This is a genomic window from Prevotella sp. lc2012 (assembly GCF_900107065.1).
Classification (GTDB): domain Bacteria; phylum Bacteroidota; class Bacteroidia; order Bacteroidales; family Bacteroidaceae; genus Prevotella.
The window spans coordinates 49,643-72,026 of the sequence record NZ_FNUF01000007.1; the positions used below are offsets into that span (position 1 = coordinate 49,643).

Below are 22,384 nucleotides of genomic sequence, written 5' to 3' on the forward strand. Positions count from 1 at the left end.
AGTTGATATCATTTAGACATCCAACTTATTCACATTTTTACTTATCTCGATACTTCTTTATAACACTATAAGCAGTATAGAGCCCCAACTCACCTGCCTTACTAAGATCCTCTACACCTTCAGCAATCTTCTTAACATACACTCGTGCCAATCCTCTGTTATAATAGGCCTCTGCAAGATGATCCTCCAATTCCAATGCACGAGTATAATCATCGATGGCACGATGATAATCACCACGTAAGGCATAAAGATTGCCTCTATTATAATACAGGAAAGCATTTTCAGGAGTCAACAGAATAGCATCTGAAAGATCACCGAGCACGTTGGCCGATTGGAGATCGGTATTGGTCCCCTGAGAGGCATTAAACTCATTGATTTTTGCCTGACAAACAGCCCGTTGCCAGTAAGCCAACGACGAAGTGGAGTCAATCTGAAGACATATACTCAAATCATCGATTGCATTATCGAAGTTCTGAATGGTGCAATAAGCTACCGCGCGGAGGAGCAGAAGCGGTCCAATCATGGCTGTAGTTTTTGTATCAGCGATAGCAGTACTAAGAGAATCTATATAAACAAAGGTTTGTTTCATACGCTCCTCACTGAGATTTGTCTGGTCGCACGTCACATAGACGGTTCGCGAATGTGACTGGCCATTAAACGCTTCGACGGTACTCTCATAGACTGTCTCTGACTTCACATCGTTCTGCGGACGTATAAAGGACAAGCCGAACATCGGCTGCCAAGCGAGATCTGCTTTATGATTCTGTACACGACCACGATAGTCGCTCTTGTATTCATGCTCAACTTCCTGTTCATCAGCAACGACTAACTGGTTATATTTTTCCAGGTCCTCATCACTACGTTTGCGCATCTGTTTCTTTGACAGACGAGGTTGTTTTCCATAACGTTTATCCATCTGTGCCTTGAGAATCCGGAATTCATCGAGTTCTGCTTGTTTCGTGTTACCAAGATGACGATAACAAGAGGCACGATGCTGAAGACCAAACCAGAAATTGGGATATTCCTCAATGACCTTCGAATAATCCCGAATAGCGGCACGGAAGTTTCCCGTCTGTTCTAACAGGAGTGCGCGATTAAAAAGAGCCATCAAGTTATCAGGCTCAAGTTTTAACACAAAGTCGAAATCCTCAATACCGCGATTGTCATCACCAACTTGCGCACGAAGAAGCCCACGATTATAGTGACCAAGGAAATTGTTAGGATCAAGATCGAGGGCAGTATCATAGTCGGCCATCGCTCCACGAAGATTGTTCTGGTTATATCGCGCCATAGCCCGATTGATATAATTTCCAGAATGTTTGGGTATTAGATGAATACTTTTATTAAGAAATTCCTCGCCCTCTTTCCATTTCTGCCTGGCAAGACTGATGACAGCTCGTTCAGCCCAGATACTACCATCGTAGGGATCAAGTTCTAGACTCTTGTCCAAAGATCGGATGGCCTTCGTCGTGTCTTTCAAAAGCAGGAACACTTCTGCCTGCATCGAATAGGCTCTGGCATATTTTGACCAATGAGTGATCATCGTGTCAATCTGTGCCAACGCGCGGTCATATTCTTTATTCTGAATCAAACAAAGAACGCGGTTATGCCACAGGGCCTGATTCTCTGGGTCATAGCGCAAAGCACGATCATAGTCAGTTACAGCCTCGGCATATTTCTTCTGATTAATACGACAAAGTCCTCGAAGTTCCCAAGCACTGACCACATAGGGATTACGTTCTATCGCTTCTGTACAATCGCTCTCTGCCCCACGGAAGTCATCAAGATAAAACTTGGCAACCCCTCGGAAAAACCATGGTTCATAGAGCCAAGGTTTCTGACTGATTGCCTGATTAAAATATTGGATAGAAAGCACATAATCCTCATAATAAAGGGCCGATCGACCTATCATAACAAGCCGATCGGTATTAAACTGGGCTAGAGAATATGAAGGAAACAGAAGAAGCAACAAAAAAAGAACAGAATAGAATCTTCTAAGCATCCATCTGAAGCAGAAGAATCTATTATGGTCTCCTGCCACGAGACGGCCGTATTCTATGTTTTTTTCTTTGCTCACCGCCTCACTGGTTTCGTCTTGTATCCACAGCGATAGCGCCCCTGAACAAGGGCACGAAGTTTGCTTTGTATCAGTTGTTTACGAAGAGGAGAAATACGATCAATAAACATCTTCCCATCGAGGTGATCAAACTCATGTTGCATCACACGAGCCAGATAGCCATCAACCCACTCATCATGATGTTGAAAGTTCTCATCATCCCATTCAACGTGAATTCGTGTAGGACGCGTCACTTTCTCGTGGATAGCAGGTAGTGAAAGGCATCCCTCCTCCATGCTATCAGTATTCTCTTCATCATATTCAATGATATGTGGGTTGATAAACACTTTACGGAAATCCTTATACTCTGGCAGATCTTCGGAGATCACATCAAGATCGATCACCGATAAACGGATAGCCTTTCCAATCTGTGGAGCTGCTAATCCTATTCCCTCCGACTCAGCCAGCGTCTCCCACATATCAACAATTAATTCTTTCAACTGAGGGTAGTCCGGAGTGATATCTTCAGCCACCTTGCGAAGTACAGGCTGACCGTAAATATATATAGGTAAAATCATAAATATGCGGCTATAAACCTTAAAATAAAAAAAGAAAAAAACAAACGATACTATTGTCGACTACGAAGATAATCCTCCAGGATAATGGTAGCTGATATCTCATCAACAAGAGATTTATCCCGACGGGCTTTCTTTTTGAGACCTCCATCAAGCATTGCCTGATGGGCGAGAACAGAGGTAAAACGCTCATCATAATACTCAATAGGAACCTCAGGAACTGCTTTACGCCAACGGTTGACGAACTGTTCTACACGCGCCATATTTTCACTGGGCTGGCCATTGGGCTGCCGAGGTTCACCAATAACAATACGTTCCACCTGTTCCCTGAGCATATAGGCTTTCAGCCACTCAAACAACTCCGATGTAGAAACAGTCGCCAATCCTCCGGCAATAATCTGCAGAGGATCGGTGACTGCTAATCCGGTACGTTTCCGACCGTAATCGATAGCTAATATTCGCGCCAATGTCTATTGGGCGTTATAAAGCAACCATGCATCGGGATATGTAGAACGGAGCTGGTCGCGGCTTGCGACTGCATCACCTTTACTTGCATAGGTGGTTGCCACCACACGATACATGTTACGATCATTATTCTTCACAATCTGAGCGTTATAACCAGCATCCTTGAGGCGCTGCTGGAGACCTTCTGCATTAGAAAGCAATCCGAAAGAACCAACAACCACACTATATGCACTCAAACCCTGACCGCTTACAAGAGAGACGCTTTCCTGACGTACGGACACGTTATCGAGGTTATCAACAACACGAGTCTCCGTAGCAGGCTTTGCCTCCACTGGAGCGACAACAGCCTCGCCCGTCTGAGGAGCGACCTGCTGAGTTGCTGTGTCATACTGTTTCGCCTTCTCGTATGCCTTCTTATAGGCACTCTCACTAGACTTACAACTTGTAAAAGCCATTGCTGCGCATAAACCTACGCACAAAAGGGTATACTTCTTCATTGTTTTTGTATTTAATAAATGGTGATTAAGTTCTATATTTGCTGCGAAATTACAAAATATCAAGCAAATGTATGCGAAAAAGGCACATAAAGTTTGTTAAATCAAGGAAATCCCAACTTTTTTACAAAATTTTTGAGTGTTTTTTGCATTACAATGGATTTCTTTTGTATATTTGCATAGAGAAATCATGTTTGACAATTAAAAAAGAGAAGATTATGAAAAGTTTAGGTTACCTTGGCGCATTCCTTGGTGGTGCTATTGCCGGCGCTGCTTTGGGCATCTTGGTCGCGCCAGAAAAAGGCCAGGACACACGTGTAAAGATTACTGATGCAGTAGAAGATTTTCTGAAGAAGCACAACATCAAGCTCAGCCGCAAGGAAGTAGGTGACTTGATTGACGATATTCAAGACGCTGCAGAAGAAGAATAAATCCAGATAAAGACAGATGCTTTCCAGCGATAAGAATGTTGAGTCGATAGCCCAACTGGTTGAAGTGCTGAAACATTACCTCGGACTTCAAACCGAATATGTGAAGCTCGATGTAATTGACAAGGTGGTCCGTCTATTGACGGTTGCCGCTTTAGCGATTATATTCTTTTTCATCATCGTGGCTGTTTTGATGTACTTTTCTTTTGCTTTGGTCTCTTGGATATCAGTATCCATCGGCATGGCGAAGGCTTTCCTCATCGTGGGAGGACTACATCTGCTACTATTGATCCTCTTTCTTGTCTTCCGTAAATCATGGATAGAGAAACCACTGGTGCGATTTCTCGCAGGACTTCTACTTAGCAAATAGGTATATTCATTAATATATTCACATTTATGCTCCCCGTCAAAAAAACATCCCCCAACTACCGTACTCTCGATGAGATCCGCCTACGTAAGGAGGAGATCGCCGAGGAGTTGGAGCGTGACAACAGCCAATTCACGACTTTATGGAATCGGACGTTCATCAAACGCGAGGGTAATACCAAAGGGGAATATGTTGCAGGACTGATTACTAATAGCATTACAGCCATTGACGCGTTCCTGTTGATTCGGAAACTAATGAAAGGTTATGGAGGACTTTTCAGGAGGAAGAAACACTAATTATGAAATGGGGCTCTTTGCCCCAAATAGACTAAATTTACCATCTACATTCACATCCACGCTCTGCACCTCATGATTTGGCATCATAGAGGTGCATTGTTGCTGTCACATGACTAAAGTCACGTTTCTGCCAAAAAGGAATCACAACCACTCTGACAATGAAGAGCATTTCCAAGCACATACGATTGGGCACTCTTAGCAACAGCCAAAAGGCCTATTGTCAGACACTGTAATAACATATTCTTTCAAAATAAAAAAGGGTCACCGCTGTGACCCAAAACCTTGTTAACCTTAAATCTAATACTATGAAAAACACGTTGCAAAGATACAAAGTCTTTCTGCATTTTGCAAGTATTTCATCAGGAAAATCATCAAAATTAAGACTCCTTAACACAAATAACGGTCTTTAGACAAGATCACTGCTATATAAGGATCTCCTCACCATCATATGCCAATTCAATCCCTTTAGGTAGCAAACTATTCACGTCCTTATGGAGGCCTATGTCGTGGCAAACATGAATCAGAAGAGTTCGTTTCGCTCCAACCTTCCTGGCAAAGGAGACCGCGTCATCCACCAACTGATGAGAATGATGCGGCTTCACAAAACGGAGAGCATTGACAACAAGCACTTCTGTTCCTTCCAGATACTTCATCTCCGTTTCATTAATGGACTTCATGTCTGTGATATAAGTCAACGTCCCTATCTTATAACCCAATATAGGGAGTTCACCATGCATCACCTCAATCGGCATAATTTCAAAATCACCAATCGATAAAGGTTGGTGAGCGTGAATCTCATGAAGTCCAATAGCCGGAACACCAGGATAGCGATTCTCTGCAAAACAATACGGCAGCATCTCCAGCATAGCCTTCCGAGCGATAGGATCCGCATAGACATCTATCGCACCAAACTGGCAATAAGGGCGGATATCATCCATACCCCCCATATGATCGTAATGAGAATGCGTAATCAGTATACCATCGATCCGACGGAACGGCTGAGATAATATCTGTTGACGAAAATCCGGCCCACAATCGATCAACAGTCTTGTTTGCTCCGTCTCAACAAGAACCGAGCAACGAGTCCGTTTATCATGAGGATCCTTACTCTGACAAACCTCACATTGGCAACCAATCACCGGCACGCCGCACGAAGTCCCCGTTCCAAGGAATGTCAGTTTCATTAGATTAACTTATATAATATTTACTTCAGGATGAATATCGACACCAAATCTCTCCTTAACATCTCGTCGAATTGCATCTGAGAGCGCCACGATCTCTGCACCTGTAGCTCCACCGCGATTCACAAGCACCAACGCCTGACGATCATGAACGCCAGCCCGTCCTAACGATTTACCTTTCCATCCACACTGATCTATCATCCAGCCTGCAGGGATTTTTTCATGTTCATCGTCCACACGATAATGAGGCATCCCCTCATACAGGGCGGCCAAACGTTCATATTGCTCTCTGGAGACTACGGGGTTCATAAAGAAGCTACCAGCATTTCCCTCAATCTTCGGATCTGGCAGTTTTGCATTTCTGATCTCAATAATCGTATCACGTAGTTGTTGGGCAGAGGGAGACGTAATACCCTTCCGTTGCAGTTCTTGACGGATATTTCCATAATCCAGATGAGGCTGAAAGGCTCTCGACAAGCCATAGCTCACACGAGTGATGAGAAACTTATTCTTCCAATCATGCTTGAAGCGACTCTGACGATAGCCATATTCACATACGTCATGATCAAATATGCAAGTTTTTCCAGTTTCAATCTCTATCGCCCATACACAAAGGATAAGATCCTTCGCCTCAACACCGTATGCACCAATATTCTGCACAGCCGATGCTCCGACGTCACCAGGAATCAGAGAGAGGTTTTCCATCCCATAATAACCGGCCTCAATACTTGTAGCCACCATATCGTCCCAGACTTCACCGCTCCCACAAACCATCCGGTCGCCAGTCTCGAAAGTATAGCCTTTAATACCCGAACGGACAACGATACCATCGAAATCGCGAGTAAGAAGCAAGTTACTGCCTTCTCCAATAATTAAAAAGGGTAGAGTTGACTCACGCAGCATCTCAGCCACTTCCATCGCTTCATGGTCATTCTCAAACTCCACGAACCGACGACACTTGACATCAATACCGAATGTGTTATGCGTCCTCAGACTATAATCATCCCTAACTATCACGTCGTCATTTTCATTAACTGCCACTTTCCATGGTTCTTCCGAAAACGAAGTTCCATTTCCAAGCCATTAGCAATACCCCTCAACAGAAAGATCTTTGAGCTACCTTCTGCTTCCGGTCTGCCATATATGATATTATAAAGTATTTTAGAAGGAAGTTGCGGTGCGAAAGCCTCCCATGTATCTGGCGTAATAACACCCTCCATCATCTGGAAATCATCATCCGGATCAGGTCCGACAAATTGGACTGTCGAGTTCAGGCTCTGCACCTGAAAAACACTATCAGTCACAAAGCGGTTATAGAACGTAAGGAATGAAGCATTAACATTTTCTTCCAGCGAAGTTGTCTTGACCTCCTTAAGCATCCATGCGCCTTTGATACGCTGGAACATATAATCCTTCACTTGTCCCTTCTTCAACAAGATCTTCTCCACGATAGCCTCACTGACAGCAGTATCTTTCATCAGCCTCATCTGCCGGTCATCATTGAAAAGCAACGTGTAGTATCCCTGACGCATAAAGAAGTGCTCCATCTGCCACTGTGCTTTTTCCACCTTTTCCGTTTTTTCCCCTTCCGTCATCCGAAGAGGAAAAATGATACGTTCCCGTTGCAGCTTCATGTTGGCTACGAAATTAAAAATAAAGTCGTCAAACATCACATCGGCGGCTCTCGGCATCGGCGTCTCAGTTATCAACAACTCCATCGTGTCACTTACCGCTTGATCCGTGGTATCAGCGACAGAGTCTTCAGGCACCTCCTCAGCCTGCTTCGCCTTGTTTCCCGTACACGAGAACATGAGCAGCAAGCCTGCGATAATCGCAAAAAAACACCTTTTCATTATCTTGTCTACCTAATCAAATCACCTAATTCTCGCAAATTTCGGCAAAGGTACGAAATAATTCTTAAATCTTAATCCATAATTCTCTTTTTTTTCGTACCTTTGCACGCAAAATTGCAATTTTTACATTCATATGATACTTGACAAGATTGATGAACTTCTGAAAGAAGTACAGGAATTGAGCGCAAAAAACGCAGAGGAAGTCGAACAGCTCCGATTGAGATATCTCAGTAAAAAGGGAGAGATTACCGCACTGATGAATGATTTCCGCAATGTGGCAGCCGACCAGAAAAAGACTGTCGGAATGAAAATCAACGAATTGAAGACGCTGGCCACTGAGCGCATCAACCAATTGCGTGAGGCATGTGAGGAACAAGAAGGTAGTGACGAGACTATTGATCTGACACGCACACCCTACCCCATACAACTCGGCACGCGCCATCCACTGACTATCGTCACAAACGAGATTATCGATATCTTCTCACGAATGGGATTCGTCTTGGCCGACGGTCCTGAGGTTGAAGATGACAATCACGTGTTCACAAAGATGAACTTCGCTGCCGACCATCCCGCTCGTGATATGCAAGACACTTTCTTCGTGAGCCAGCACCCCAACGATGTTACAAAGAATATTCTGCTGCGTTCGCACACCTCAAGTGTGCAAGCCCGAGTGATGGAGAATATGCATACAGAAGACGGGAAGCTCACTGCCCCCATCCGTGTCATCTGTCCGGGACGTGTTTATCGTAACGAAGCCATCACCGCACGCGCTCATTGTTTCTTCCATCAAGTAGAAGGTCTCTACATCGACAAGAACGTATCATTCACTGATCTCAAGCAGGTGCTGCTGTCTTTTGCCAAGGAGATGTTCGGTGCCGACACGAAGATTCGTCTTCGTCCAAGCTATTTCCCCTTCACAGAGCCCTCTGCAGAGATGGATATCTCATGCTTCATTTGTGGTGGCGAAGGTTGCGGTTTCTGCAAACACACAGGCTGGGTTGAGATTCTTGGCTGCGGTATGGTCGACCCGAACGTGCTGGAACTCTGCGGTATCGACTCTAAGATTTACAGCGGTTATGCCTTTGGCATGGGCGTTGAGCGCATCACGAACCTGAAGTATCGTGTATCAGACCTTCGTATGTTCTCAGAGAACGACACCCGTTTCCTTGAGGAATTTGAATCAGCCAACTAAGCAAATAAAGATAATAAGTGCATCGGCTCAAACGTTATGATGTTTGAGCCGATTTCTTTTTGCCTATACAGTCATTTTATCCTAACCAGTCAAAAAATCCGAAAGAAAACTTGCGAGTGTCAAAATTTTACCATATATTTGCGATGGGTTTTACAGCATATACCAATATAACCCCTGTATCCAAATAATTAAAAACTATGAACTTCCTTGAAGAGAAAATCCTGAGAGACGGTACCATCAAGCCCGGGAATATTCTAAAGATTGACAGTTTCCTAAACCATCAGATTGACATCGACATCATGCGACAGATGGCTTATGAACTGAAACGTCGTTTCAGAGATGTGACCGTCAACAAAGTGCTCACCATCGAAGCCAGCGGCATCGCCATCGCTACCATGCTCGGCGATCTGTACGACGTACCCGTTGTCTTTGCGAAGAAAAGTGAGACGGCCAACAGCACAGATGACAAATACATGTCACAGGCCTACTCTTTCACTCATAAGAAGATGAACAGCGTGTTTGTATCTAAGCCCTATCTTCATGCTACAGACCATGTTCTCATCGTAGATGACTTCCTCGCCGACGGACAAGCCGTACATGCCCTCATAGATTTAGTTCACCAGGCAGGAGGAGAAGTCGCTGGCATAGGCATTGCTGTTGAGAAGGGACAGCAAAAGGGAGGACAACAGTTACGTGAGGAAGGCTTTCGTCTGGAGTCCATAGCCATCATTGAGGAGATGGACTGGCAGACGCAGGCTATCCGCTTCCGTGATCAGCCGAGACATGAGCTAGGAGATACAAGAATCAAGCATCTATAATTCATAACTATCCATCATGACAAGCAAAAGTAATCTTTATCAGTTGGATGGTCGTGTACCCATGGTACAAGCCATTCCTTTTGGGCTCCAGCATGTGCTGGCCATGTTCGTAAGCAACATCACCCCTATTATCATCCTGGCCAATGTGGTGGGTATTGACTCTGCCATCAGTGCGACGCTCATCCAGAACTGTATGATTATTGCTGGTATCGGTACACTGATACAACTTTATCCTTTGTGGCGTATCGGTTCACGACTGCCTATCGTGATGGGTATCAGTTTCACTTTCCTTTCACTGGCTATCTTCATCGGCACGAGTCAAGGCATGGGAGTACTGATTGGAGCCGTCATCATTGGTGGTATTGTTGAAGGAGTCTTGGGGCTCTTGGCTAAGTTCTGGATTCGTATTATATCCCCCGTTGTCGCTGCAGCAGTTGTTACGGCCATCGGTTTTTCATTATTACCTATCGGTGCCAATTCGTTTGCTGGAGGACAAGGCGCCGCCGACTTTGGTTCTGTACAAAACTGGATGGTAGGTACATTCACGCTACTTGTGTGTCTGGGATTTCAAGTATTTGCAAAAGGTTTCCTTCGCTCACTGTCTGTTCTAATCGGTCTGATTGCCGGATATATCGTGGCAGCATGCATGGGTATGGTCAATTTATCTGGCCTGCAAGACATCGGCATCGTTTCACTACCCCAACTGCTACCCTTCAAACCAGAGTTCGAGTTGGGAGCCATTCTCTCGATTATCGCCATATATCTGGTATCTGCAACGGAAACCATTGGCGACACGAGTGCGCTCTGTTCTGGAGCTATCCACCGTGCCCCCACCGATAGAGAGTTAGGGGCAAGTGTCTCTTGCGACGGATTCGTTAGCAGTGTTGCCGGCCTGTTCGGTTGTACCCCCATCACCTCATTCAGTCAGAATGTAGGACTCGCAGCCATGTCGGGCGTCGTGAACCGCTTTGCCATTGCCACCGGAGCGTGCATTATGATTCTCGGAGGTATCTTCCCCATCGTCGGAACAGTGCTTACCGCGATTCCACAGGCTGTGCTCGGTGGATGTACGATCATGATGTTCGGTTCTATCATGTATGCCGGTTTCGGTATGTTGGCAAAATGTGGTTTCAACAACCGTAATATGGTTATCGTTGCCCTGTCGCTCAGCGTAGGACTAGGATTCACGCAGGCCTCAGAGATGTTCTCTATTTTCCCACAGATCGTCAGGACAGTATTTGCTGAGAACTGCGTGGCAGTGGTCTTCATCCTTGCAGTCGTTCTGAACCTGTTACTTCCCAAAGAGGAAGCCAACAGTCAATCTGAATAGTCAAATCCGCTATAATATATAGAAAAATCCAGAAGTTTTGTCTTCTGGATTTTTCTATTTACCTTCATCCATTATTTTTCCTTTGCTGTAACAACCGTGACAATATATGCACTGAGCAACACAAGGATACCTGCTACAGGTTTATCCCATGTCAGGATATCCTGTCCAAGTATAATAGCGACAAAGGAAGCAATGACAGGCTGCAGGTTGGTATAGATAGATACCGTCGTGGCCTGCAGATATTTCATCGCATAAGGTATGAGGAAATAGCCGAGAGCCGTGGCACACAGTACGATAAAGGCCATCTCAAGCACACCGTACCAATCCCACGCTGGCGTATACAGTGCATTCTGTGACAATTCTGGCAGAGCGATAGGCACCGTCACGATAGCAGAGATCAGAAACACATATTTCATCTGTGTTACCGGAGAATACTTCGAAGCCACATTACGAGTGATAATCAAGTATACAGCCCATGTAAGTACACTAAGGATAGCCAGGATGATACCAAGCAGATCATTTTTCCCGGATCCCATCGACTGACTCATCAGAACCATCAAGACGGCACCACCGATACCCAGTAACACGCCGACGAACTTCATCGATGTGATTCTTTCACCGATGGTCAAAGCAGCACAGAGCATCACAGCCACAGGAGTGAGCGTGGCAATCAACGAGAAATACACAGGACTCGTATAGTCAAGTGCCCATGCCGTTAAGGTCTGGGAGATAACAAACCCCAACAGGCCTCCAATGAGAATCGTGACAAGATCCTTCCGTTCCACCTTTTCTTTCGGAAGGAATGCTGCGATTAGCCAGAACACTAGACAGGCCCCGAGACTCCGGGAAGCCATATACCCCATAGGCGTTACCCAGTCGTTGAGCAGCAGTTTGGTTACAGGGACACCAAGTCCGAAAATCGTATTAGCAAGGAAGATTGCGCCGTGCGCCTGTACTCGGTTCTGTCGAGAAAGATTCTTTTTCATCGTTTATCACGTTTTAATTGTTGACGAATTTCCTGGTATCGACGGAGGCGTTCCTTAACAGACATCCGGGCATACTTGCGCCACTCCGTCGCCCCGTCTTTGCACTGAGCAAGATAATCAGGATCGTTCATCCTATCGTAAGCCTCCATCTCAAAAGGGTTGAGAAGATAGGCAGCGTTTCTTAGCTGACGACGAACAGCTAATCCACAGAAACAGGAAAGGAAGAACCAATACCATATATATAATAGATAGAAGCGGAGCCACGAGTCACCAGTAGCCTGTGCCTGACGCAGATGAATCATCTCATGATTCTTCATAGGATCATGAGAGTTATTGAAACGATCAGCTTCCTCCTGGGAAGGCGTCAGAATCGTACCGAAGAATGTCAATCCCTCATACCCCTTACGAAGCCAGAATCGATTGACAACAGCAGGCATATCACCGACCCTACTTGGCCGAACAGCGTGCCACATGATAGGTATAATCTGCAATATCGGTATCATAACGCCGACAAAGATACGAATAAGCAAGAGAAAAAACAAAAGTTTTTTGATTTTTCCGAGCATCGTATCCTCTTAAGACTCGCATGAATACATAACAGAGAGACGTCATTCGCAATACCAAAACAAGTTGTTTTGGTATCATAGATCCGGGGGTTTTCACGTCATAAAGATAATCTCTACGACAGTAAAACAACTTGTTTTACTTTAAGAGATGCCTATGACACATTCCCAAGGAATATCACCTCTCCTCATAAACAGATATCTAACAAGTTAAGCGAAGACGTGACACTTTACCAAAAGTGCATTCAGAATGGGAATAACCTATATGTTCTATGCGACGGCGTAATAGTCGTCTGACAGGAACGGACGAAACTCAGAGACACGAAGAGAGAACAAAATTCTTCAATCATTTCTTTTTTCATTCTATTTTCATTATCTTTGCAGAAAAATCATAGACGATGGACGAGAAAGCGCGCATAGAACAGCTGCGGCAGGAACTGCATGAGCATAACTACAGATATTATGTCCTGAACCAGCCCACGATAGGCGATCAGGAGTTCGACTTCCTCATGCACGAGCTGCAAGATCTGGAGGCTAAGCACCCTGAGATGGCCGATGCCAACTCTCCCACTCAACGAGTGGGCAGTGATCTGAATGCGGAGTTTCGTCAGGTAACACACAGATACCCGATGCTCTCATTGGCAAACACCTATAACGAGCAGGATGTTGCTGAATGGTATGAGAGTGTCAGCAGAGGACTGGCAGGAGAGCCATTCGAGGTATGCTGTGAGATGAAATACGATGGTCTAAGCATCTCCCTCACTTATGTAGACGGTCGACTGACACAGGCCGTCACCCGTGGCGACGGTGTACAAGGCGACGATGTAACAGCCAACGTAAAGACCATTCGCGCCATTCCCCTGGTCCTTCCCGGTACAGGTTACCCCCATGAGTTTGAGATTCGTGGTGAGATCCTGATGCCTTGGGCCGTCTTTGAGCGACTGAACAAAGAGCGCGAGGCGGCCGAAGAACCTTTATTCGCCAACCCTCGTAATGCCGCCAGTGGCACCCTGAAAAGTCAGAAGTCCAGTCTGGTAGCCAGTCGTCAGCTCGACGCATACCTCTACTACCTCTTAGGCGAAGAACTCCCTGCCGAAGGTCACTATGAGAATCTCGAGGCTGCCCGTCATTGGGGATTCAAGATCTCCGAGGGGATGAAGAAGGTACATACTCTACAAGAGATATACGATTTCATCAACTACTGGGACTCGGCACGAAAAGATCTGCCGGTAGCGACTGACGGAATCGTACTGAAAGTAAACTCTCTGCGCCAGCAACGCGCACTCGGTTTCACGGCAAAGAGTCCTCGTTGGGCCATTGCCTATAAGTTCAAGGCAGAGCGTGCATGTACCAGGTTGAACGAGGTCACCTATCAGGTGGGACGCACAGGAGCCATCACCCCCGTGGCCAACATGGAGCCAGTACAACTGGCAGGAACAACCGTGAAACGAGCGACCCTGAACAACGAGGACTTCATCCGTTCTTTCGACCTGCATATAGGCGACTACGTATATGTAGAAAAAGGTGGTGAGATTATTCCGAAGATCGTAGGTGTCGACATCGACCAACGTCCGATCATCGCCCAACCGATCCAGTTCATCAAACGCTGTCCTGAGTGCGGAACTCCCTTAGTACGCTATGAGGGAGAGGCAGCCTGGTACTGTCCCAACGACACCGGTTGTCCTCCTCAGATCAAAGGACGCATCGAGCATTTTATTGCCCGAAAGGCGATGAACATCGACTCGCTGGGACCAGAGACCATTGACGACTACTACCGTCAAGGGCTGATCAGAAACGTGGCAGACCTCTACGATATCGAAGTTCAGCAAATCAATGGCGACGGCAGTCGTACGAAGTCAGCCCAGAAGATCGTTCATGGCATTGCCGCTTCTAAAGACGTGCCCTTCGAGCGGGTTGTATTTGCTCTTGGTATCCGTTTCGTCGGAGAAACCTCTGCCCGTCTGTTAGCTCGTCATTTCAAGAACATCGACGCACTGATGGAAGCCGGTCTGGAAGAATTACAAGAGGTGGAAGGCATCGGTGAGGTGATGGCAAAGAGTATCATCACCTATTTCCACGACGAGAAGAACCGCGAGATTATCGAGCGGTTACGTAATTACGGTCTGCAAATGGAGATCTCAGCGCTCAATGCCCAGCTCTCAACAAGACTTGAAGGGCAGAGCATCGTGATCAGCGGTGTCTTTACCCACCACAGTCGTGATGAATACAAGATGATCATAGAGCAAAATGGAGGAAAGAATGTGGGAAGCATCAGCAGCAAGACCTCGTTTATCCTTGCCGGAGAGAACATGGGTCCCTCAAAACTCCAGAAGGCAGAGAAGCTGGGAATTAAGATTATGAGCGAGGACGAGTTCCTTGAATTAATATCATAAACGCTCTTCTTCGACCTCTCAGTCGTCCCAGTAGCTAATCACACGCGTCTGTTCCACCTTAGCCATCTGGGCACGTTGTCCTTTCTCCCAATAGGTCAGACTTAATGTGTTCCGCGTCCAATTATCATTATCATCCCGTTCCGTGATGGTGTTCTTCATGTTGATGGACAGCACACACTCATTGTTCTTGTCAAACACCTTCTGACTCTGTGAAGAGATCTCGTTACGACTGTTATACTGATACTCATTCACAGACCTGATACCTGATGCGGTATTGACAAGCGTACGCTTCACCAGGCAACCATCAGCATCATATTCATATGAGAGTTGACTTTTGTCACCACTTTTCTCAATCATAGCCGCCTTCACCAGATAACCGGCTTTGTTGTATATCCGGTCTACGATGTCGTCAGATGCCAACATGCCCGTCTCACTGAAATGTTCTATTCCGCTCTCTGCAACTGGGTTCTCAGTAATCACCTCCTGTACCATGCCCTTCAATCCCATATTGGCAGCATCCTTGAAGTAAGGTGAGGAGTTCAGATAGAAATAGCGAATGGAGTGAGCACCGTTCTCGTCAAAGGAAGTCGACTGTTGGATATACCCATAGTCATTCAACAGATAGAGAGAGCCATCACCCTTTGCCTTGAAATTCCCCCATTCACGTTGCAGTTTTCCGAGAAGGTATTTCTGATTACGCTCATATAACTCCCTGACTCGATACGGTCCACAAGTGACGAATACCGACGATAACAATCTCGTCTTCTCATCAACATTCACCATCACGTTCGACTTGATGCCGTAGAAATCACCCATCAGATAATATGCATCAGGTTCTGGATTATCGACTGTGGTCTGCCTGAAGCCTGCAGCCTCCAAAGCCGGAAGGAACACCGAGTCGGGCCCTTCCAGGGGAACACCCATCATAGAGATACACTTAGCATCGGTAAGTGCCTGCCCCCAGACACTTACCGACGCCAATAGTAATCCTATCAATGAGACTATTCTCCTATACATCATCACTATTTAGAAATTGACGCCGATATTGGCAAAGAAACAGCCCGTATGAGAGGTGTCGAAATAGTCATGACTGATATTGGCCAATCCGATGTCATAACCCAGTTCTGCATACAAGTGATCATACTGAACACCACATCCCAGTCGCAGACCTGCGTCCATCCGCTTGAATCCCTCGTCATCGAATGAGCTATAAGCCTTTCGCACACCGAAGTCTTTAATCTTTCCGCTTACACCGACACCCATATAGCCACCGAAGAAAGGCTGGATACTAAAGTCACGGTCAACAGCATAGGCATACTTCATCACCAGAGGAATCTCCAGATAGTTCAGGCCATAAGTGAACTTAGCATGTTCATATCTACCTTCGCCACCCTTTTCCATATACGAGAGACCAGTCTCTAAGAACAAGGGAGATGCCGGAGCCAACTGGAAACCAATGGTCATCCCCACCCCAAGTCCTGTCTGTCCGCTTCCGCCATCTAAGAAAGGATCATCAGAATTCACCGTTGCCACATTCACGCCCAAGCGAAGACCATAATAGATCTCTGAGTATGAACGATGGTAATTGGAATGTCCATGACGGGTATAACGAGAACTTCTGTAATACTGTGCTGCCATAGGCATGGCAAGCAGAACTGCTAGCACCAACATAACAGTTCTTCGTCCTACAAATCTGTGTTGTTCAAATCTTTTCATACACTCCTTCATTTAAATATGGTTATCGGGTGCAAAATTAGAATGTTTCCTATCACTTACAAAGGGAAATTCCCTAATCAAGCATAGTAAAATCCCTAAACCTCGATGCAAAAGTAAAGAGAAAATACGAGAAACCGTGCGAAGCAGAGATAAAATATCTTAATTCTTCTTTCATAATTCTTATTTTTTTTGTATCTTTGCGCTCTACGAGCGCGAACATTGAAACATTAACCACATGAAAAAAGGACTTGTACTCGAAGGCGGCGCCATGCGAGGACTCTTTACCAGCGGCATCATCGACGTGATGATGGAAGCAGGCATCGAGCCCGATGGTCTGATTGGTGTGTCGGCGGGAGCAGCCTTTGGCTGCAATTACAAGTCACGACAGCCAGGACGAGCCATCCGCTACAACACGCGGTTTGCCCGAGACAAGCGCTACTGCAGTTGGCAGTCATGGTGGAAGACCGGTGATCTCTATAATGCAGAGTTCGGTTATCATATCATACCGACCCAGTTCGATATCTTTGACAACAAAGCCTTTGAAGAGAACCCGATGGAGTTCTATGCTGTTTGCACAGATGTGACAACAGGAAAGGCCATCTACAAACGACTGACCGAAAGCACACCTCTTACCTATGACTGGATTCGTGCTTCCGCGTCCATGCCACTTGCTTCAAAAGTGGTCGAACTGGAAGGAATGAAGATCCTTGACGGAGGTGTGGCAGATTCCATACCCTTGGCGTATTTCGAGCAAATCGGTTACGACCGCAACGTCGTTATCTTGACGCAACCCGAAGGATATATTAAAGAACATAATCGTCTGATGCCACTCATGCGGATAGCCCTCAGAAACTATCCCAACCTGATTAAGGCGCTGGACCAACGGCATATCATGTATAATCAACAGCTTGAGTATGTGCGCCAAGCTGAACTAGAGAAACGCTGTCTGGTAATACGTCCCGACCAGAAGCTGCCCATCGGCCACATCTCTCATAACCCCGACGAGATGCGTCATATCTATGAGATGGGAAGAGAAATGGGAGAAAGAGAACTTCATAAAATCAAAGCATTCTATCAATGAGAATAGACATTATTACTGTACTGCCAGAGATGATTGAGGGTTTTGTCCATGAATCTATTCTGGCTAGAGCCGAGAAGAAAGGACTGGCGGAAATCCACCTGCACAACCTTCGCGACTATACACTTGACAAATGGCGTCGTGTCGACGACTACCCTTATGGTGGCACAGCCGGCATGGTGATGCAATGCGAGCCTATTGACCGCTGTATCTCCGCTCTGAAGGCCGAGCGCGACTATGATGAGGTCATCTTCACCTCACCTGACGGTGAGCGCTTCGATCAACATATTGCCAACGAGCTCTCGATGAAAGGTAATCTGATTATCCTGGCTGGGCACTATAAAGGTATCGACCAACGGGTGCGCGACCATCTGATCACGCGTGAGATCAGTATTGGCGACTTTGTACTGACAGGCGGTGAACTTGTAGCTGCGATGATTGCCGATGCTGTCGTACGAGTGGTTCCTGGGGTTATCGGCGATGAGCAGTCTGCCCTCTCCGACTGTTTCCAAGATGATATTCTGGCCGCTCCCATCTACACCCGTCCTGCCGACTATAAAGGTTGGAAGGTACCCGACATCCTACTCAGTGGCAACGAAGCTAAGATCCGCGAATGGGAATTCAATCAGGCTATGGAGCGTACCCGTCGTCTCCGTCCGGATCTGTTGAAGGAATAAACTTCAACAGAATCTCCCTTTCTCGCACATATCGTTTTTATCAATATCGTTATCATCTGATATCTATGATGCTATTAACTTATTATCTACATAAACTATCAAATAGATCCTATACTATAAGGCTTACTAGACAGGCACTCATGGGGTTAGTTCTTCTAATCACGGCCTGCAAGGGAGAGCCATATCCACAATCTTTGCGATCTGCCGACGCATTAGCTAACGAGAACCCAGATAGTGCGGTAATCGTATTAAAACAAATGGATGGAGATATGGCCCAAGCCCCAGAAACCGTCCAGCGTTATTACCAACTCCTGCGCATCAAAGCCGACGACAAGACAGACCAGATGAATGTTTCCACCGACTCCATCCAGGAATTGGTTCGTTATTTTGAACAGGAAGGTGACAAGTCCTTATTACCAACCGCTTATTATTATGCCGGACGCGTGTATAGTGACCTCAATGATGCGCCCGTTTCTCTTTCATATTTTCAGAAAGCGCTTGACGCGATGGAAGGAAACGACGACCTCGCTTTGAAATCCTTCGTCTACAGCCAAATGGGCTATCTGTATCTTTTCCAATCCCTATTCGAGGAGGCGGAAAGATGCTTCCGGGCCTCCTATGACATCGGTATAAAAACAAACGACAGCACCAATATAGTGTTGGGATTGCGAGATCTTGGCATCGTTCGTCAATGGCAGGGAGAATACGAAGAGTGTATTAAATATCTTAGGAAAGCCTACAATTTTGCCAAACAAGCAGGAGATGTTAAGGCCAGAATAAGAATTTCCAGAGACCTTACATACACTCTAAACTACTTGAAAGAATATGAACAAGCTAAATTTTATATACAAGACCCTATCAAAAATATCCACCTGCTCGATAGCAGTAGTGTTTACGAAACCATGGCAAGCATCTATTACAACAGTCATGAGATGGATTCTTTCTTGGTATGTGCAAAGCAATTGGAACGAGTCGGTGATGTTTTCGCCAAAGAATACGCCTATAATAAGTTGACGGATCTCTATCTAAAACGAGGAGATGTAGACAAAGCACGGGATTATTATGGGAAGTATATCCAATATAATGACTCTACAGCCAAGATTACCAAGTCTAACGAGCTCCAAAAAGTTCATTTCTTATATGACCTCCAGAAGAAAGAGGCCAAGAACAACCAGCTGAAAAGAGATAAACAGGTAAGAGATATCTTACTCATAGGCTTATTCCTCCTTTTCCTGTTTCTTGGACTGTTTATCTATAACTATTTCTATCACAAACAGAAGAAAGATCAGGAACGTATCGCTAAACTACAGATGATCCAGCGAGATATCAGACAGAAAAGTGAAGCAACAATTATCGAGAATAACAAGAAAATTGCAGAACTGGAAAAGCAGATGTCAGCTATGCATGAAGGACAGCAACAGGCTTTGGAGAAACTAGAGGCTTATAAGAAACGTTATCAGGCCATGAACGCCATTGCAAAAGCTGAAAAAGACCGCAAGGAATGGACAAAGGATATTATCAAGGCCTCATCAATATATCGCACTGTAATGATGAGACTAGAAGAAGACATGCCGCTGAATCATTCGGAATGGCTGCAGATTGAAACTATCATCAATGAATACTATCCGGATTTCAAGGAGCGGTTGTATGCCATATATGATTTCTCACCATACGAATACCACCTTTGTCTGCTCACCAAGATGGGATTCAGTCCCTATCAGATAGCCACTCTGACTGCACACACCAGGAGTTCTGTTACTCACACACGCAAACGACTCTATAGAAAAAGCTATAATGAATCGGGAACCGGAGAACAATGGGACGAATTCATCCATTCGTTATAATCCAAATTCCGCCAGACGATCTGACTATCCTTAGAGAAGAACATATATAACCTATCATTTTTATTGCGATTTGTAACCTCAGTTCTTGTTTCCACCATTTGTCAACTCTTTGTCAACTCAAAAAACAGGTCGTTTCATTATTTTATTATATTTTTGTATCGTTAAAACTCAAAATACATCAACCTATGACCATCAGCTCTTCAAAATCACAATGGATAAGCATCCTCGTTATCTTTGCAGTGCTTCTCGGAATAAGGATCTACTACATCGGCCAGAAAAAAAGTATGTATGTAGACGAACCGCTCAGCATTTCTATCAGCAACAGGAACGAATACGGTTTTTGGAGTAAAAACTACGAACTCAACCATGAATATACAGCAAAAGAGCTGAAGGACATATCCCTTTGGGATAACGCAAGCGTAAAGGATGCCCTGAGTGATGTCTACCACATGCACCAGGTGAACAGGGATGCGCCGCATTCCAATTTCTACTATTCGCTTTTCAGATTATGGTTTACTGGTGTTAAGACAAGCAATCTGAATTATATCTATTGGCGAGGATGCCTTTTGAACGTGGTGTTCTTTGCCATATCGTTCTTCTTTATGGCTCTGCTGATACGACGTTTTACGGACCATTGGGTCCTTCTGTCACTTGGTCTTCTCATTGCATTCATCAATCCGGCAAGTCTATCACTCACCGTTTTTATGCGTCCGTATGAGTTGCAGCAGACCTTTGTGATTATTCTGACGTATTTCGTTACTTGCTGTATTCAGGCCAAACAAGCTGGAGAGACTATTGAAACGAAGAAAACCCTTGCTGTTGGCTCTGTCACTCTCGCCTTAACCATGCTTGCCGCTTATATCAACCTGATACTAATTGGGTTCTACGGCTTATTCATTATCATTTATTGCATTAGGAAGAAAGACTACCGCCTGCTTGGATTCTTCATCATGATGTTTATTGCTGCTCTGATTATCGCCAAACTCCTGTACTTTGATTTCGGGAATCTGGGATATCGGGAACAGGATGCTACTCATAATCTGCAATTCTCAGTTTTTCTTGCGAATATCATTGCCATGAAAAACGCCATATTAAAACTCTTCTTTAGCAATATTTTCTTCGGACTGTTCTACCTGTTAACTGTTATTGCAACAATCTGTACCGCTTTTGTGAAAAAAGCAAAAGCTCATATATATCCCATATTACCTGCTATAGCGGTTATCAACCTGATTGTATTCTTTGTGATTATGTACCTTGTTCCCGTTGACATGAAATTCCTGCGGTATGTCGCTCCCATATTCCCAATCTTTGCACTTAGTTATATAAGTATAGGAAATAGGAGAATTCCCAAATTCGTATTACCAACCATCGCAGCACTACTATTAATATTCTCACTTATTCAATTCAATGGCAAAAGATCTATTGTAGAACATTTGGATGATTCTTATATACATCTTTATAGAGAACTCCAGAATACTGATTCGCCGATTTTCCTAAGAGGAAATACGATGTGGAAGTTTGCTTGTGTCATTCCCTACCTAAATGATGACTCTAAGATTATCTTTGTTTCCAATTTCTCGGAGATCCCAGAAAAGTACACAGATAAGATGCCTTGTATTTATATCGATCAACAAGGAAATGATTTCGGTTATTATTTTGAGGACAAGAATCTGTTCATCCAACGACTTAATTCCATAATGTATCATGACATATATAGGATTACCAGATAATGATACAAAGGCATATGTTGTCTATCGTGTATTTCTATTTATATAGATAATAACGTTCTCGTAGTTTAACCCCGCTCTAAATCATTAGACATTTAATAACAACAGATAATTAACTAAAATGAAACGACCTATGACTATCTGTCATTCAAAATCACAATGGATAAGCATCCTCGTTATCTTTGTAGTGCTTCTCGGAATAAGGATCTACTACATCGGCCAGAAAAAAAGTATGCACGCAGACGAAGCGATTAGTATTTCTATCAGCAACAGGAACGAATACGGTTTCTGGAGTAAGAATTACGAACTCAACCATGAATATACAGCAAAAGAGCTGAAGGACAT

22 protein-coding genes are annotated in these 22,384 nt (G+C 44.9%); 11 read left to right on the forward strand and 11 right to left on the reverse strand.

Features of this window, described 5'->3' with window-relative positions:
• Positions 1–37 precede the first annotated feature (37 nt).
• From BLU99_RS11710 to BLU99_RS11725, 4 genes are all read right to left on the reverse strand, one after another.
• Positions 38–2,002, reverse strand: coding sequence for a tetratricopeptide repeat protein (locus BLU99_RS11710; protein WP_091902307.1), 1,965 nt, complete (start codon positions 2,000–2,002; stop codon positions 38–40).
• Positions 2,003–2,073: 71 nt separating this feature from the next.
• Positions 2,074–2,634 carry a peptide deformylase gene (def, locus tag BLU99_RS11715; RefSeq protein WP_091902308.1) on the reverse strand — a complete coding sequence of 187 codons (561 nt, stop codon included), beginning with the start codon at positions 2,632–2,634 and terminating at the stop codon, positions 2,074–2,076.
• Between the two features lie 50 nt (positions 2,635–2,684).
• Positions 2,685–3,098, reverse strand: a complete 414-nt coding sequence (gene ruvX, locus BLU99_RS11720) for a Holliday junction resolvase RuvX (RefSeq protein ID WP_091902309.1) — start codon at positions 3,096–3,098, stop codon at positions 2,685–2,687.
• 3 nt (positions 3,099–3,101) lie between these two features.
• Entirely contained in the window at positions 3,102–3,593 is a 492-nt protein-coding gene (locus BLU99_RS11725; RefSeq protein ID WP_091902311.1) for an SPOR domain-containing protein, read from the reverse strand.
• 215 nt (positions 3,594–3,808) lie between these two features.
• On the opposite strand from BLU99_RS11725, the gene BLU99_RS11730 reads away from it, so the two are divergent.
• Genes BLU99_RS11730 through BLU99_RS11740 form a run of 3 tightly spaced genes read left to right on the forward strand, consistent with a single transcriptional unit; the run spans position 3,809 to position 4,681 of the window.
• Positions 3,809–4,021 (forward strand): YtxH domain-containing protein, encoded by a 213-nt coding sequence (locus BLU99_RS11730; RefSeq protein ID WP_091902388.1) that lies wholly within the window; start codon positions 3,809–3,811, stop codon positions 4,019–4,021.
• Between the two features lie 16 nt (positions 4,022–4,037).
• Positions 4,038–4,388 (forward strand): hypothetical protein, encoded by a 351-nt coding sequence (locus BLU99_RS11735; protein ID WP_091902313.1) that lies wholly within the window; start codon positions 4,038–4,040, stop codon positions 4,386–4,388.
• A 26-nt stretch (positions 4,389–4,414) separates the two neighbouring features.
• Complete coding sequence (locus BLU99_RS11740) at positions 4,415–4,681, forward strand: hypothetical protein (RefSeq protein WP_091902315.1); 267 nt, start codon at positions 4,415–4,417, stop codon at positions 4,679–4,681.
• A gap of 422 nt (positions 4,682–5,103) precedes the next feature.
• Here BLU99_RS11740 and BLU99_RS11745 read toward each other — a convergent pair whose 3' ends face one another.
• From BLU99_RS11745 to BLU99_RS11755, 3 genes are read right to left on the reverse strand one after another with little or no spacing between them, the layout of a single operon-like run.
• Positions 5,104–5,865 (reverse strand): MBL fold metallo-hydrolase, encoded by a 762-nt coding sequence (locus BLU99_RS11745; protein WP_091902317.1) that lies wholly within the window; start codon positions 5,863–5,865, stop codon positions 5,104–5,106.
• 9 nt (positions 5,866–5,874) lie between these two features.
• A complete protein-coding gene (gene murB, locus BLU99_RS11750; RefSeq protein WP_091902390.1) occupies positions 5,875–6,879 on the reverse strand; it encodes a UDP-N-acetylmuramate dehydrogenase in 1,005 nt (334 codons plus the stop codon).
• Positions 6,876–7,715 carry a DUF4348 domain-containing protein gene (locus BLU99_RS11755; protein WP_091902319.1) on the reverse strand — a complete coding sequence of 280 codons (840 nt, stop codon included), beginning with the start codon at positions 7,713–7,715 and terminating at the stop codon, positions 6,876–6,878. The genes murB and BLU99_RS11755 overlap by 4 nt, the downstream gene beginning before the upstream one ends.
• Before the next feature lie 133 nt (positions 7,716–7,848).
• Here BLU99_RS11755 and pheS point away from each other — a divergent pair, with 133 nt between their 5' ends.
• The 3 genes from pheS to BLU99_RS11770 all read left to right on the forward strand — a co-directional run bounded on the left by pheS (position 7,849) and on the right by BLU99_RS11770 (position 11,055).
• On the forward strand, positions 7,849–8,907 hold the full coding sequence (gene pheS, locus BLU99_RS11760) for a phenylalanine--tRNA ligase subunit alpha (RefSeq protein ID WP_091902322.1): 1,059 nt from the start codon (positions 7,849–7,851) through the stop codon (positions 8,905–8,907).
• A gap of 197 nt (positions 8,908–9,104) precedes the next feature.
• Positions 9,105–9,725, forward strand: a complete 621-nt coding sequence (locus BLU99_RS11765; RefSeq protein WP_091902324.1) for a xanthine phosphoribosyltransferase — start codon at positions 9,105–9,107, stop codon at positions 9,723–9,725.
• A 16-nt stretch (positions 9,726–9,741) separates the two neighbouring features.
• Positions 9,742–11,055 carry a nucleobase:cation symporter-2 family protein gene (locus BLU99_RS11770; RefSeq protein WP_091902326.1) on the forward strand — a complete coding sequence of 438 codons (1,314 nt, stop codon included), beginning with the start codon at positions 9,742–9,744 and terminating at the stop codon, positions 11,053–11,055.
• A 71-nt stretch (positions 11,056–11,126) separates the two neighbouring features.
• Here BLU99_RS11770 and BLU99_RS11775 read toward each other — a convergent pair whose 3' ends face one another.
• Positions 11,127–12,041, reverse strand: a complete 915-nt coding sequence (locus tag BLU99_RS11775; RefSeq protein ID WP_091902328.1) for a DMT family transporter — start codon at positions 12,039–12,041, stop codon at positions 11,127–11,129.
• On the reverse strand, positions 12,038–12,544 hold the full coding sequence (locus BLU99_RS11780; RefSeq protein ID WP_143065766.1) for a hypothetical protein: 507 nt from the start codon (positions 12,542–12,544) through the stop codon (positions 12,038–12,040). The genes BLU99_RS11775 and BLU99_RS11780 overlap by 4 nt, the downstream gene beginning before the upstream one ends.
• Before the next feature lie 458 nt (positions 12,545–13,002).
• On the opposite strand from BLU99_RS11780, the gene ligA reads away from it, so the two are divergent.
• Positions 13,003–14,997, forward strand: coding sequence for an NAD-dependent DNA ligase LigA (ligA, locus tag BLU99_RS11785; RefSeq protein ID WP_091902333.1), 1,995 nt, complete (start codon positions 13,003–13,005; stop codon positions 14,995–14,997).
• Between the two features lie 18 nt (positions 14,998–15,015).
• On the opposite strand, the gene BLU99_RS11790 is transcribed toward ligA, so the two are convergent.
• Positions 15,016–16,017: a hypothetical protein gene (locus BLU99_RS11790; protein ID WP_144006148.1), complete on the reverse strand. Its 1,002-nt coding sequence runs from the start codon at positions 16,015–16,017 to the stop codon at positions 15,016–15,018.
• 6 nt (positions 16,018–16,023) lie between these two features.
• The gene (locus BLU99_RS11795; protein WP_091902338.1) at positions 16,024–16,668 is read right to left on the reverse strand and encodes a porin family protein; all 645 of its coding nucleotides are present in this window, start codon (positions 16,666–16,668) and stop codon (positions 16,024–16,026) included.
• Between the two features lie 280 nt (positions 16,669–16,948).
• On the opposite strand from BLU99_RS11795, the gene BLU99_RS11800 reads away from it, so the two are divergent.
• The 4 genes from BLU99_RS11800 (at position 16,949) to BLU99_RS11815 (ending at position 22,042) form a co-directional block, all read left to right on the forward strand.
• Positions 16,949–17,794, forward strand: a complete 846-nt coding sequence (locus tag BLU99_RS11800; RefSeq protein WP_091902340.1) for a patatin-like phospholipase family protein — start codon at positions 16,949–16,951, stop codon at positions 17,792–17,794.
• Complete coding sequence (gene trmD / locus BLU99_RS11805) at positions 17,791–18,468, forward strand: tRNA (guanosine(37)-N1)-methyltransferase TrmD (RefSeq protein WP_091902342.1); 678 nt, start codon at positions 17,791–17,793, stop codon at positions 18,466–18,468. Before BLU99_RS11800 ends, trmD begins: the two co-directional genes overlap by 4 nt.
• A gap of 257 nt (positions 18,469–18,725) precedes the next feature.
• Entirely contained in the window at positions 18,726–20,312 is a 1,587-nt protein-coding gene (locus BLU99_RS11810) for a hypothetical protein (protein WP_144006149.1), read from the forward strand.
• A gap of 185 nt (positions 20,313–20,497) precedes the next feature.
• Positions 20,498–22,042, forward strand: coding sequence for a hypothetical protein (locus BLU99_RS11815; RefSeq protein WP_091902346.1), 1,545 nt, complete (start codon positions 20,498–20,500; stop codon positions 22,040–22,042).
• Positions 22,043–22,384 lie beyond the last annotated feature (342 nt).